At 71.3% G+C, this 13423-nt stretch carries 13 protein-coding genes; 8 read left to right on the forward strand and 5 right to left on the reverse strand.

Annotated elements, in window-relative coordinates; translation table 11 throughout:
* Window positions 1–66: 66 nt before the first annotated feature.
* Window positions 67–597 carry a TerD family protein gene (locus ACZ4VK_RS27645; protein WP_468357488.1) on the reverse strand — a complete coding sequence of 177 codons (531 nt, stop codon included), beginning with the start codon at window positions 595–597 and terminating at the stop codon, window positions 67–69.
* 142 nt (window positions 598–739) lie between these two features.
* Between ACZ4VK_RS27645 and ACZ4VK_RS27650 the strand changes: the two genes are divergently transcribed.
* Together ACZ4VK_RS27650 and ACZ4VK_RS27655 are read left to right on the forward strand one after the other, a co-directional pair.
* Entirely contained in the window at window positions 740–1570 is an 831-nt protein-coding gene (locus tag ACZ4VK_RS27650; RefSeq protein ID WP_468357491.1) for an arylamine N-acetyltransferase family protein, read from the forward strand.
* Between the two features lie 42 nt (window positions 1571–1612).
* Window positions 1613–2218, forward strand: coding sequence for a YdbC family protein (locus tag ACZ4VK_RS27655; RefSeq protein WP_468357494.1), 606 nt, complete (start codon window positions 1613–1615; stop codon window positions 2216–2218).
* 49 nt (window positions 2219–2267) lie between these two features.
* Here ACZ4VK_RS27655 and ACZ4VK_RS27660 read toward each other — a convergent pair whose 3' ends face one another.
* Complete coding sequence (locus ACZ4VK_RS27660) at window positions 2268–2852, reverse strand: TetR/AcrR family transcriptional regulator (protein WP_468358015.1); 585 nt, start codon at window positions 2850–2852, stop codon at window positions 2268–2270.
* Window positions 2853–3025: 173 nt separating this feature from the next.
* Between ACZ4VK_RS27660 and ACZ4VK_RS27665 the strand changes: the two genes are divergently transcribed.
* Genes ACZ4VK_RS27665 through ACZ4VK_RS27675 form a run of 3 tightly spaced genes read left to right on the forward strand, consistent with a single transcriptional unit; the run spans window position 3026 to window position 6250 of the window.
* Window positions 3026–4636, forward strand: coding sequence for an ABC-F family ATP-binding cassette domain-containing protein (locus ACZ4VK_RS27665; RefSeq protein WP_468357497.1), 1611 nt, complete (start codon window positions 3026–3028; stop codon window positions 4634–4636).
* Window positions 4637–4669: 33 nt separating this feature from the next.
* On the forward strand, window positions 4670–5329 hold the full coding sequence (locus ACZ4VK_RS27670; protein WP_468357500.1) for a histidine phosphatase family protein: 660 nt from the start codon (window positions 4670–4672) through the stop codon (window positions 5327–5329).
* A 12-nt stretch (window positions 5330–5341) separates the two neighbouring features.
* Window positions 5342–6250, forward strand: coding sequence for an ADP-ribosylglycohydrolase family protein (locus ACZ4VK_RS27675; protein ID WP_468357503.1), 909 nt, complete (start codon window positions 5342–5344; stop codon window positions 6248–6250).
* A 51-nt stretch (window positions 6251–6301) separates the two neighbouring features.
* Here ACZ4VK_RS27675 and ACZ4VK_RS27680 read toward each other — a convergent pair whose 3' ends face one another.
* Window positions 6302–7855: an MFS transporter gene (locus ACZ4VK_RS27680; protein WP_468357506.1), complete on the reverse strand. Its 1554-nt coding sequence runs from the start codon at window positions 7853–7855 to the stop codon at window positions 6302–6304.
* Window positions 7856–7987: 132 nt separating this feature from the next.
* Between ACZ4VK_RS27680 and ACZ4VK_RS27685 the strand changes: the two genes are divergently transcribed.
* From ACZ4VK_RS27685 to ACZ4VK_RS27695, 3 genes are all read left to right on the forward strand, one after another.
* A complete protein-coding gene (locus ACZ4VK_RS27685; RefSeq protein WP_468358018.1) occupies window positions 7988–8605 on the forward strand; it encodes a TetR/AcrR family transcriptional regulator in 618 nt (205 codons plus the stop codon).
* A 127-nt stretch (window positions 8606–8732) separates the two neighbouring features.
* Complete coding sequence (locus ACZ4VK_RS27690) at window positions 8733–9443, forward strand: ribonuclease HII (protein WP_468357509.1); 711 nt, start codon at window positions 8733–8735, stop codon at window positions 9441–9443.
* A gap of 106 nt (window positions 9444–9549) precedes the next feature.
* Complete coding sequence (locus tag ACZ4VK_RS27695) at window positions 9550–10188, forward strand: hypothetical protein (RefSeq protein ID WP_468357512.1); 639 nt, start codon at window positions 9550–9552, stop codon at window positions 10186–10188.
* A gap of 69 nt (window positions 10189–10257) precedes the next feature.
* On the opposite strand, the gene ACZ4VK_RS27700 is transcribed toward ACZ4VK_RS27695, so the two are convergent.
* Both ACZ4VK_RS27700 and ACZ4VK_RS27705 read right to left on the reverse strand, forming a co-directional pair.
* A complete protein-coding gene (locus ACZ4VK_RS27700) occupies window positions 10258–10887 on the reverse strand; it encodes a hypothetical protein (RefSeq protein WP_468357515.1) in 630 nt (209 codons plus the stop codon).
* 228 nt (window positions 10888–11115) lie between these two features.
* Window positions 11116–13299: a RecQ family ATP-dependent DNA helicase gene (locus ACZ4VK_RS27705; RefSeq protein ID WP_468357518.1), complete on the reverse strand. Its 2184-nt coding sequence runs from the start codon at window positions 13297–13299 to the stop codon at window positions 11116–11118.
* Between the last annotated feature and the right edge of the window lie 124 nt (window positions 13300–13423).

Consider the following 13423-nt stretch of genomic DNA (forward strand, 5'->3'; position numbering starts at 1 on the left):
AGCTGACGAAGTGCCTCACGAAGGGGGCCGACCTTGGGGTCGGTCCCCTTCGCCGTGGCGACGTCCTCAGGGGCGGGCGGACCCCAGCAGAGTGGCGAAGTCCTGCGGGCCTGCGTCGAACCCCTGGCTGAGCTGCCGGTACGTCCAGCCGTCGGTGCCGTCACGGGTGAACTCCACGACCGTCGCCGACAGGGCGTCCGGCACGTCCGCGAAGTCGTGGGCCAACAGGTCCGTGTAGCCCTCGCGGACCCGTATGCCCGTGTTCGCTATGTCCCCGAAGGCCAGCCGCCCGCCGCCCTGCTGTATGGCGACGCCGACCACCACACGCGCGTACCGCGGTGCCAGCCGGTCCAGCTCCAGAGTCATGGCCTCGTCGTAGCCGAACCCCTGGCCCGTACGGCTGTCGCGGTGGAGTGTGATCGTGCCGTCCGGGGAGCGACTGCCGAAGTGCACCAGATGGGCCGGCGCTCCGTGCGGGTCGTCCGCCGTGAAGACGCCGGCGACGATGTCCAGGTCGTGGGCCGGTGCGCCGATCGGGGCGGGGTCCCATCGGAGCGTCACCTCGACCTTTCCCACCCCTTTGTTGAGTCCGCTCATGGTGCTTCCCCTCTCCGCGTACGCCCCCGCGCACGCCTCGCGTCGTACCGTCGACCCGCTCAGAAGCCCATGGTCGTGGGCTGATCACTCATGGTGTCATGGGGCTCGGACAGTGGACCCGAGGGTTGAGGGGGAGAACGCTTTGTGGAGCGGTGACGAGCTTGATCTCGACGCATATCTGGCTCGAATCGGATACGAGGTCGAACGGGACGGGGAACTCGCCCCCGACCTCCGCACCTTGACGGTCCTTCACCGGTCCCACGTCGGGGCGGTGCCCTTCGAGAACCTCGACGTCGCCCTCGGGAGACCCATACCCCTGGACCTGAAGAGCCTGCAGGACAAGCTCGTCGCGAGGCGCAGGGGAGGCTACTGCTACGAACAGAACTCCCTGTTCGCGGCGGTTCTCGAACGGATCGGCTTCGCGGTGGCCGGTCGCGGGGCCCGCAACCGGTCGCGGGGTGCCGCCCTGCCGCCGGTCACCCACGCGCTTCTCGTCGTCACGATCGAGGGAGAACAGTGGCTCGCCGACGTCGGGTTCGGCTGGCAGGGGCTGCTGGAACCGGTGCCGCTGCGTGACGGGGCCCTGGTGGAGCAGAGCGGCTGGACCTTCGGGGTCGGGGTCGAGGACGAGGGCATCCACGTCCTGCGTTCGCTGCGACCGCGGGGCTGGACCGACCTGTACGCCTTCTCCCCGCAGACCCTCTACCCAGCTGACTTCACCGTCATGAACCACTACAGCTCCAGCCATCCTGAGTCCCGCTTCCTCGGCCAGGTCGTCGCCCAGCGGCCCGGAACGGACGTGCGCAGGGCTCTGGTGCGCGAGACGCTCTCGGAGGTGCGGGCGGACGGCGCCACCGAGGAAAGGACCGTGCGCGCCCATGAGTTGATGGCGATCCTGGAGACCGAATTCGGAATCGAACTGGATGATGAGGAGCGCGCGGGTCTGGAGCGTCTGCACCCGGAGGGAAACTGACGGGGTCTGCCGGGGCGGTCATCGGCCCCGTACGATGGCGCGGTGCTGGTCAAGTGGATTCGCTGCACCGTGGTGGACCGTCGAGGGTTCGAGCGGGGGCAGCGGAAATGGGCGGGGCTGCTCGGTGAGCCGGGATTCCGGGGGCAGGGCGGCGGGTGGAGCCGGGCTCGGCCGGACGTCGCCCATGTCTTCGCGTTCTGGGAGAGCAGGGCCTTCTACGACTCGTTCATGGCGCGCTCCCATGATCGGCTCGCGACCACGCAGATGGGCACGTTCAAGGACGCCCAGGTCAAGCTGTTCGACCACCGTTTCGACGTGAAGACGGGGTTCGAGCCGCGGTTCTCCGATGCCGACGTGGCGCGCGTGGCGCACTGCCGCGTCCACGAGGACCGTGCCGAGCACTTCGCGCTCATGCAGGAGAAGGTGTGGAACCCGGCGATGGCCGGGTCCCCCGGCATGCTGAGAGGGCTGTTCGGGGAGGCGCCCGGCAGCGAGTTCCTGGTGCTCTCGATGTGGCAGTCCGCCGCGGAACACGGAAAGTACCGGGTGGAGCGCATCGAGCGGCTCGGTCTGCGGGCCAGGACCGCGGCCGACGTGGCGGCCCTGGCCGGGGACGTGGTGCAGCTCGAGCCGTCCTGGACGGTCTGAGAGGAACCGTCGGGAGTCTCTCCCTCTTTCGGCCGCCCCGCGCAGCCGCCTACGCGGGGACGTACGCGCCCGCTTCGACGCCGGCGAGTACCGCTCGTGCCGTCTGGTCCGCGAGCGCGCCGTCGATCGGTTCCCGGGTGACGAAGAGCCGGAGGAACAGCGGCGCCGAGACCGCGCGGACGACCGCCGCCGCATCGGTGCCCCGCGGTGCCTCGCCGCGGGCGACGGCCCGGGTGACGACGGCCTCGCAGCGCCGGAAGCGTTCGGCGTAGAAGTTGTGGAGGGCCTCGGCGGCCCGCGACGACTGGAAGGCGGCCCCGATGAACGCGGTCGGGGCGGCCGCGTCGGCCCGGTCGCCGAAGGCGTCGACGACCTCATGCGCGAGTGCGCGCAGGTCTCCGGGAAGGCTGCCGGTGTCCGGAGGGGTCCAGGCGTCCTCGCCTGCCAGGTCGAGCGCGTCGGCGAGGAGCCCTTCGACGCTGCCCCAGCGGCGGTACAGCGTCGTCTTGTGGACGCCCGAGTGCTCCGCCACGTACTCCACGGTGAGAGCCGGGTAGCCGTGCTCGGACAGGCCGGTCAGGACGGCGTCGCGCACGGCGGCCCGGGTGCGGGCGGTGCGGCCGCCGGGGCGCATGCTGCCGGGTGCGGGTGCGGGTGCGGGTGCGGGTGCGGGTGCGGGTGCGGGTGCGGGGTGGTCCTCGGTCGATTTTTTCAATTGCTACTCCCGTTGCGTTAGGGCTACGAGTGTGCCACACTCGCCTTAACGCGATCAGTGTTGCATTTGACCCGTCACTTCTGGAGGCGCCCTTGCCGACTCAGATCTCTCTGCACGACGTCGTCGTGACCCGTGGGGAACGACTGCTCCTCGACCAGGTCTCGCTCTCCGTGCGCCCCGGGGAGCGGATCGGGATCGTGGGAGAGAACGGCGCGGGGAAGTCGACCCTGTTACGCCTTCTCGGCGGGGCCGAGCAGCCCGACGAGGGCAGGGTCGTCACCGTCGCCGACGGCGGTGTGCGGATGCTCGCGCAGCTTCCCGAGCTGCCTCCCGAGGCCACCGTCAGCGACGCGATCGACGCCGCGCTCGCCGAACTCCGCGCCATGGAGCGGCGGCTGCGCGCACTCGAAACCCGGCTCGACACCAATGACGCGGCGGAACTCGACGCGTACGGCGAGCTCCTCACCGCCTATGAGCTACGGGGCGGATACGAGGCCGACGCCCGGGTCGACAAAGCGCTGTACGGTCTCGGGCTCGCCCGCACGGGACGTGAGCGACGCCTCGGGAGCCTCTCGGGCGGCGAGCTGGCCCGGCTCGGCATCGCCTGCGCGGTCGCCGCCGGCCCCGAGGTGCTCCTGCTCGACGAACCGACCAACCACCTCGACGCGCAGGCACTCGACTGGCTGGAGGACGCCCTCCTCGCGCACCGCGGCACCGTCGTGGCGGTCTCCCACGACCGGACCTTCCTGGAGCGGGTCGCCACCGCGATCGTGGAGGTGGACTCCGACCGGCGTGCGCTGGTGCGCTACGGCGACGGATACGCCGGCTACCGCGCGGCACGGGAGGCGGCCCGCCGGCGTTGGGAGGAGGCCTACGAGGAATGGTGCGCGGAGACGGCACGGCTTGAGGCGTACGTATCGACGACGGCACGGGGCGTCGCGCCCGGAAGGGAGATGAAGGACAACAACAAGATGGCGTTCGACCGGGCGGCGGGGCGCGTCCAGGCCTCCGTCTCGGGGCGGGTCCGCAATGCGAAGGAGCGACTGAGACGGCTCCGGGAGGAGCCCGTTCCCCCGCCGCCTCAGCCCCTCTCCTTCACCGCCAGACCGCTTGCCGGTGCCGCCGAGGGAGCCCTCGTCACCCTGACCGGTGTGCGGGTCGCCGACCGCCTCGCCGTCGAAGCGCTGACCGTCCGGGCCGGGGAGCGGCTCCTCGTCCACGGTGGCAACGGGGCGGGGAAGTCCACGTTGCTCCGGGTCATGGCGGGGACCGTCCACCCCGATGCCGGGGCGGTGCGGCGGGCCGGACGGGTCGGGTACCTGGCGCAGGACGTCGCCGTCCGGCGGCCGGAGGAACGGCTGCTGACCTGCTTCGGACGCGGGCTCGCCCTCCCTGAGGACGAGCGGGCCGAACTGCTCCTGTCGTACGGACTGTTTCGCTCGGCCGACCTGCACGCGCCGGTCGGGGGCCTCTCCGCGGGCCAGCTCCGCCGGCTCGCGCTGGCCCGGCTGCTGGCCCGGCCCGCCGACCTCCTTCTGCTGGACGAGCCGGGAAACCACCTGGCCCTCGGTCTCGTCGAGGAGCTGGAGGAGGCCCTGGAGCAGTGGCGAGGCGCCCTCGTCGTCGTCTCGCACGACCGTGCGCTGCGCCGCCGCTTCACCGGGCACATACGCCGGATGGACTCCGGGCGCCTCCTCGGCTGAGCCTGCCGGGGAGCGGCGTTCTAGGGTCGGGGTATGGCACGACCGCGGCGCATCGTTCTCGTACGGCACGGAGAGTCCGAGGGCAATGTCGATGACACGGTGTACGAGCGGGAGCCCGACCACGCGCTCCGCCTCACCGCGACCGGGCTGCGGCAGGCGGAGGAGACGGGGGAGCGGCTGCGGGAGCTCTTCGGGGAGGAGGCGGTCAGCGTCTATGTCTCTCCGTACCGCCGCACGCACGAGACCCTTCGCGCCTTCCGGCTTCCCCCCGGGCAGGTCAGGGTGCGGGAGGAGCCACGCCTACGAGAGCAGGACTGGGGCAACTGGCAGGAGCGGGAGGACGTACGCCTGCAGAAGGCCTACCGGGACGCGTACGGGCACTTCTTCTACCGCTTCGCCCAGGGAGAGTCGGGGGCCGATGTCTACGACCGCGTCGGGGCGTTCCTGGAGAGCCTGTACCGCAGCTTCGAGGCGCCCGATCATCCGCCCAATGTCCTGCTGGTCACCCATGGGCTGACCATGCGCCTGTTCTGTATGCGCTGGTTCCACTGGACGGTCGCGGACTTCGAGTCGCTCTCCAATCCCGGCAACGCCGAGACGCGCGTGCTGCTGCTCGGCGAGGACGGGAGATACCGGCTTGACCGGCCGTTCGAACGCTGGCGTACCCCGGAACCGTACGGCCCTACCGGATAGAGTGGCAGACCGATGACCGCTGACTCCTCATTCGACCGGCGCTTCGACCGCGCCCTGGCCAGCCTGCGCGGGCTGTCCGTGGGAGACGCCCTGGGCTCCCAGTTCTTCGTACCCGCCAACTATCCCCTGCTGAAGCGGCGCGAACTGCCCGACGGCCCCTGGCAGTGGACCGACGACACCGAGATGGCCTGCTCCGTCCTGGCCGTCCTCGCCCGCCACGAGCGGATCGACCAGGACGCCCTGGCCATGTCCTTCGCCCAGCACCACGACTTCGACCGGGGCTACGGCCCGGCCGTCAACCGAATGCTCCGGCTCATCCGGGAAGGCGGCGACTGGCGTGAGCTGGCCGCCGCGCTCTTCCAGGGACAGGGGTCCTGGGGCAACGGCGCCGCGATGCGGATCGCCCCGCTCGGCGCCTGGTACGCGGACGACCCGGAGCAGGCGACGCACCAGGCCGAGATCTCCGCCTACACGACCCACCAGCACCGCGAGGCCGTGGTCGGCGCCATGGCCGTCGCCGCCGCTGCCGCCCTGGCCGCCGACCCCGCGGGGCCGCCCACCCCCGAGAAGCTGCTCGACGGCGTCGTCGCCCTCGTGCCGCGCAGCGCGGTCGGGGCGGGGTTGCGCAGAGCCCGCGACATGCTGGACTACGACGACGCGGGCACGGTCGCCGCGGTGCTCGGCAGCGGTCGGCGGACGAGCGCGCACGACACCGTTCCGTTCGCCCTCTGGTCGGCCGCGCGTGGCCTCGGTGATTTCGAGCGGGTCTTCTGGACGACCGCGCAGGTGGGCGGCGACGTCGACACGACCTGCGCCATCGCGGGCGGTGTGGTGGCCGCCGCGGCGGCCGGATCGCCACCGGCGGAGTGGCTGCGGCAGACCGAGGCCCTTCCGGATTGGCTCCCGGCCGCGACTGCCTGAACGACACAATGCCCCTGGGCCCCGGCCGGGGGCCCAGGGGCATCGGCGTTCTCAGGCGACCGGCCCGGCGGCCTCCGCGCGGCCGCTGAGCGCTTCCCGGTCGCTCTTGCGGACTCTGATCACCAGAACGGCCGTGAGCAGCGCGATCAGCACCATCGCGACGGCCGCGGTGAAGGCCGAGGAGATGCCCGAGGTCAGTACCTCGTGCCCCCAGGGCGGCGGCAGCTCCTTCGTCCTGAGAGCCTCGGCCTGCTGCTCGGGCGTCGCGGCCTTCAGGAAGCCCGGCATCTGCTTCTCGCCCTCCTCACGGCTGGCAGACCCGAAGACCGTGACCAGAATCGAAAGACCGAGCGAACCTCCCACCTGCTGGGTGGCGTTCAGCAGTCCCGACGCGGCGCCCGCCTCGTGCTGGGCCACTCCGGAGACGGCCGTGAGCGTGAGCGTCACGAAGTTGAGGCCCATGCCGAAGCCGAACAGGACCATGGGACCCAGGACGCCGCTCGCGTAGCTGCTGTCCGAGGTGATGAACGTCAGCCAGAACAGACCGGCACCCGTGATCGCCGAACCGCTCACCATGAACGGCTTGGGGCCGAGGGCCGGAAGCAGCCGTTGGGCGAGCCCCGCGCCGGTGACGATCGCGACCGTCACCGGAAGGAAGGCGAGACCGGACTGGATCGGGCTGTACCCCAGCACGTCCTGCACCCACAGCACGATGAAGAAGAACATGCCGAACATGGCGGCCGCCAGGCTGAGCATGATGACGTACGTGCCGGAACGGTTGCGGTCCGCGAACATGCGGAGCGGGGTGATCGGCTCCTTGGCGCGCGACTCCACGAGCGCGAAGGCCACGAGGAGGATCACCGCCGAGACGAAGGAACCGATGGTCAGCGCGTCCTTCCAGCCCTTCTCGGAGGCCCGGATGAACCCGTAGACCAGCGCGGCCATGCCGAGTGTCGAGGTCGTGGCGCCCGCGATGTCGAATCGACCGGGATGGCGCTCGGACTCCGCGATGTACCGCGGGGTCACGAAGACGATCAGCAGGCCGATCGGGACGTTGACGAAGAGGACCCACCGCCAATCGAGCCACTCCGTGAGCATGCCTCCGGCGAGCAGACCGATGGCGCCGCCACCCGCGGAGACCGCGGCGAACACGCCGAACGCCCGGTTGCGCTCGGGCCCTTCGGGGAAGGTCGTGGTGATCAGCGCGAGAGAGGTGGGTGAGGCGATGGCGCCGCCCACGCCCTGGAGCGCCCGCGCGGCGAGCAGGTGCCAGGGCTCCTGGGCGAAGCCTCCCAGCAGCGAGGCGAAGGTGAAGAGCAGGATGCCGGCCATGAAGACCCGGCGGCGCCCCAGGATGTCCCCCGCCCGTCCGCCGAGGAGGAGCAGACCGCCGAAGGTCAGGGTGTAGGCGCTGAGCACCCACGAGAGGTCGGTGGTCGTGAAGGAGAGCGCGTCCTGGATGTGCGGCAGGGCGATGTTCACGATGGTGGCGTCGAGGACGACCATCAGCTGGCAGGCGGCGATGACGGTCAAGGCGATACCCGGCCGCCCTCCGGCGCGAGCAGGGCCGTTCTTGGTCTGTGTGTCCACCGGAGAAGTTGTCACTATGGATCCCCCACGGAAGAATTAGTGAACGCATCCGTTCACTGTCCACCACGGTAGTGAGTCCCCCTCAGAGAACGCAACCGTTCACTGAGCGCTGCCTACGACATGTATCGCCTCAACGGAGAGATCCTGATGGTTACTTCGCGCTCCGCGGCCGCCGCCCGGCCGGAAGGGGCGTCGTCGCGACGCCGCGGCCCCGTACTCGAACGGGCCATTCTGGAGGCCACGCTCGAACAGCTGGGAAGCGTCGGCTGGAACGGTCTGACGATGGAGGGTGTCGCGGTCGGCGCGCAGACGGGTAAAGCCGCGGTGTACCGGCGCTGGCCGTCGAAGGAAGACCTCGTCGCCGACGCGCTCCGGGCCGGACTGCCCGCGCTCCATGACGCGCCGGACCTCGGTGGTGTGCGCGACGAGCTGTACGAGCTGTGCCGCCGGATCAGGGACGTCATGTACTCGAAGCCCGGCTTCGCCCTGCGTGCCGTGCTTCACGAATGCGACGCCGAGTCGGCCGAACGGTTCCATGACTTGATTGTCACGGGAGTGGTCGAGCCCTCGGCTCGACTCTTCAGAACTGTCCTGAGCCGGGGAATCACACGGGGTGAGGTGCGAGCCGACGCCGACGACGACCTGGTGATCGACGTCGTTCCCGCCATGATGATGTACCGCTCGAAAGTGTGCGCGAGTGAATGGCCGGACCGTGAGATCGCCGACCTCGTCGACCGGATCATGGTGCCGCTGGTCCGCGCCTGACGCGGTCGGAGAAGGGCCCGAGAGGTGGCTCACGAAGGTTCGGGGACCGTGGCGAGGGGCCTCTCGGACTTCCGAGGGGAATCCGGGTATCGCGGGCGGCACCAGGCGGCGTAACCTGTCAGGCGCCATGCCGTACGAACCACCCACCCACACCGTCGAGCGATCGCTCCGAGCCACCACCGGCGCCAAGATCGTCGCCGGAGTCGACGAGGTCGGACGCGGGGCGTGGGCCGGCCCCGTCACGGTGTGCGCGGCCGTCACCGGCCTGCGCCGGGCCCCCGAAGGCCTCACCGACTCCAAACTGCTCACCCTCAAGCGCCGTACCGCGCTCGCCGCGGAACTGGAGGGGTGGGTCACGGCGTACGCGCTCGGCGACGCCACCCCGCAGGAGATCGACGAGCTCGGTATGACCGCCGCACTGCGGCTCGCCGCGATCCGGGCCCTCGAAGGTCTCCCCGTCCGGCCCGACGCGGTGATCCTCGACGGCAAGCACGACTACCTCGGCAGCCCCTGGCAGGTCCGCACGGTGATCAAGGGCGACCAGTCCTGCGTCGCCGTGGCCGCCGCCTCTGTCATCGCCAAGGTCCGGCGGGACGCCGTCATGGCAGAGCTGCAGGCCGGCGCCGAGGAGTACGCGGCGTATGCCTTCGGGGCCAACGCGGGCTACCCTTCGCCGGTCCACAAGGCTGCGCTGGAGGAGCTGGGTCCCACCCCTCACCACCGTCTCTCCTGGTCGTACCTGGACGCGATGCCCAGGTGGCGCCACCTCAAGAAGGTCCGCCTCTCCGCCGAGGCGGCCGCGCTGGAGAGCGGGGGCCAACTCGGCTTCGACTTCTGAACTTCCGGTCGAGGGACCCTGCCGAAGGGCCTCCCGCACGGCCGGGGTGCACATGTGTGCCCACCCGCCGGTGCCTCGCGCAGCGGCGTTTGATAGACATCCACCCATGCCTCTCACCCCCGAGGAGCCTCAGATTCACGAGAGCGCCCAGGGTCCCCGCGCCACCGCGGCCGCCGGCCGCCCCGCGTCGACCCCCCGTCCCGTACCCGGCCCGCGTTCCGCGGCCTCTCCGCGGCCCGGACGCCCCGTTCCCGGTCCGGCCAGGCCCGCGCCGCCGGCGCCCCGCCCGCACCCCGGTGCCGGGCAGTCTCCGGCGCACACTCCGGAGAATCGTTCCGACCGGCGATCCACGCCGCAGCTCCAGCTGATCCCGGCCTCCGTCGACGGCGCGCTCGACGCCGCCGAAGAGGCCCTGGACCTGCTCCTGGAGAGCGGACGGGCACCCGGCGAGGTCCTCGTGCTCACCACCGGCGATCCGCACCCGTGGACCACGCATGAGCTGTCCTTCGGCGAGGCCGCCTACTGGGGCCAGCAGGACACCGGTGACGACGTCTTCTTCGCGAACGCCGCCGCCGTGGAGCGCGCGAACTCCCGGCCCGTCGTGATCGTCGCCGTCAACGGCGGAGACGACGAGTCGACCGCCAAGGCCCTGCCGGCGGCGATGGCCCGCGCGACCGCGCTGCTCGTCGTCTGCGGTGACTCGCAGCGCGTCACGGCGCTCCTCGGAGCGGGCGCCGGAGTCTGATCGACCACCCCTCCGCCGGACCGGATCGGACCGGACCGGCGGAGGCGGAGGTCGGCGTCGACCACGCGATCAGCGCGCGGCCGCCCTGCGCAGGGGCTCGGTCGCGCCGCTCGCGGTTCGCGGCGTGAGCCGGCCGAGTTCGGCCGGCCCGTCACCGAGGGGCAGCGGCAGCGAGTCGGAGCTCGGACGGCGACCGCCCCGGCCCTCGCCGAGCACCTGCCAACCCGCTCCGGTCAGCGTGATGTACGCGCCGCAGCGGAGCCCGTGCAGGGTGCAGGCGTCCCGGAGCCCCCACATCCAGGCTCCGTCCTCCTCCGTCCAGCGCTCGTCGCCCTCACGGCAGTACAGCAGGACCGCGGTCCGCACGGGCGAGCGCCTGCGCAGGTCGTGCGGAATGACCCGCCGCAGATGCGCGAGCAGGGCGTTGCGGAACTCCCAGCCGTCCGCCGGCGAGGGACGCCGGAGGAACGAGGCGCTGGCGGCGAGCCGTTCCTCGTGGTCCAGAACCGCGAGAACCGCCATCGAGGGCGTGGGCGTGTGACGGGAGTGCAGTCCGCCGACGACCTCACGCGGATTGCGCAGCAGGGGGATGCCCGCCGCTGACCACTCGGCCGGTTCGAGTATCCGGGTGAGGCGGTTGGCGGACTCGGACGACGATCTGAGCGAGGTGGCTGTGGGCGGAGCGAATCCGAGGGTCACGGTCCTCCCTTCGGATACGCGCCCGCGAGGCGGGCAAGGTCGGGTGAGGGCGCACCACGGCACAGTCCTTCCGGACCGCTGACGGGCCGTGCGGGGCGGTTTCCCAATTCTTGCTGGCCTGTGCGCGAGCGGCAACGAGCAATTGAGGCAGCTGACGGGAATGGGTTGGTATGCCACTCATATCCCTGCCCAGTTGCCCATTGTTCACTCCCCGTTTCCTCTCCTGTTTCACCCCTGGACGGCAAGTACCAGCGGAAATACCCCTTCCGCTCCGGCCCGCCGCAGCAGCCGTGCCGCCACCGCCAACGTCCAGCCGCTGTCGGAGAGATCGTCCACGAGGAGAACAGGCCCGCCGGCGGTGGCCAACCTTCCGCCCAACTCCGCGGAGACCGTCAGGGTCCGCTGCAACCCGACCACCCGCTGGGCGCTGTTGGTCCGGGACAGTCGCAGCTCTTCCGCCTCGGGCGCGTACTCCACCTCGCCCAGCAGGGGCATCCTGCCGATCTCGGCGATGCGCTGCCCGAGCGAACCCACCAGTCGGGGCCTGCGGTGGGAGGCGACCGTGACCACCCCGGCGGGCCGCGCCGGCGCGTCCGGCGCACCGGAGGCCCAACCTCCGGGACCCTTGGCCCAGTCGGCGAGCACATGCACCACCGCCTGCACGACGTCGTCGGGCACCGGCCCGTCGGGGGCGGTGTCGGCCAGCAGTGGACGCAGCCGGTTGCCCCAGCCGATGTCCGAGAGCCGCCCCAGGGCGCGGCCGCCGAACGCCTGCTCGCGGGGCGGGATACGGCCCTTCAGATCGACCCCGACCGCGGCGAGACCCGTCGGCCACATCTTGCGCGGCTCCACCTCCACTCCCGGACGTCCCAACTCGCCCTTGGCGGCGTCCAGAGCCGCGTCCGACACCTTCGGGTCGAACCGGCCGCCCGCACAGTTGTCACAGCGACCGCACGGAGTGGCCTCCTCGTCGTCCAACTGGCGCCGCAGGAACTCCATCCGGCAGCCCGTCCCCGCCGCGTAGTCGCGCATCGCCTGCTGCTCGGCCGCTCGCTGACGCGCCACCCACGCGTACCGCTCCGTGTCGTACACCCAGGGCCGGCCCGTGCTCTCCCAGCCGCCCTTCACCCGCCGCACGGCGCCGTCCACGTCGAGGACCTTGAGCATGGTCTCAAGCCGTGTCCTGCGCAGCTCCACCAAGGGCTCCAGAGCCGGCAGGGACAACGGGCGGCCCGCCTGCGCGAGCACATCGAGCGTGCGCCGCACCTGCTCCTCGGGCGGGAAGGCCACCGAGGCGAAGTAGCGCCAGATCGCCTCGTCCTCCTGGCCGGGAAGCAGCAGCACCTCTGCGTGCTCCACGCCTCGCCCGGCCCGGCCGACCTGCTGGTAGTACGCGATCGGGGAGGAAGGCGACCCGAGATGCACCACGAAGCCCAGGTCCGGCTTGTCGAAGCCCATACCGAGGGCCGACGTCGCCACCAGTGCCTTGACGCGGTTGGCCTGCAGGTCGTCCTCGGCCTGCTGCCGGTCGGCGTTCTCCGTCCGGCCCGTGTACGACGAGACCGTGTGGCCGCACTGGCGCAGATAGGCCGTGACCTCGTCGGCCGCGGCGACCGTCAGCGTGTAGATGATCCCGGAACCGGGCAGCTCGCCGAGGTGATCGGCCAGCCAGGCCAGCCGATGGGCCGCGTCGGGCAGTCTGACCACGCCCAGGCTCAGACTCTCGCGGTCCAGCGGCCCGCGCAGCACGAGGGCGTCCGTGCCGGCGCCCGTACCGAGCTGCTCGGCCACGTCCGCCGTCACCCGGGCGTTCGCCGTCGCCGTGGTGGCGAGCACCGGCACCCCGGACGGCAGGTCGGCCAGCATCGTGCGCAACCTGCGGTAGTCGGGCCGGAAGTCGTGCCCCCAGTCCGAGATGCAGTGTGCCTCGTCGACCACGAGCAGCCCGGTGGCGGCCGCGAGCCGGGGGAGGACCTGGTCGCGGAAGTCGGGATTGTTGAGCCGCTCGGGGCTCACCAGGAGCACGTCCACCTCGCCGGCGGACACCTCCTCCTGGACGGTCTCCCACTCCTCCGTGTTCGAAGAGTTGATCGTCCGGGCGCGGATGCCCGCCCGAGCCGCCGCCTCCACCTGGTTGCGCATCAGCGCGAGCAGCGGGGAGACGATCACGGTCGGACCGCTTCCGCGCTCCCGGAGCAGCGAGGTCGCCACGAAGTACACGGCCGACTTCCCCCAGCCGGTCCGCTGCACCACCAGGGCCCGGCGCCGGTCCGCGACGAGTGCCTCGATGGCACGCCACTGGTCCTCGCGCAGTCTCGCCTTGCCGGTCGGGTCCGATACGAGACGGGCGAGCACGGCATCGGCGGCGGTCCGGAGCGCGGCGCGGTCTTCCAGGGGATCTGCGTGGGTCATGCCTCCATGCAACCCGATGCCTCGGACATCGCGCGAATGAGCGGCCGAGCCTGTGGACAACTCGACGGTCGGCCGACACCTCGTTCCGGGAGTTATCCACAGGGGTTTCGGATTTCGGGAGATC

It is taken from the genome of Streptomyces sp. NPDC028711 (assembly GCF_055565415.1).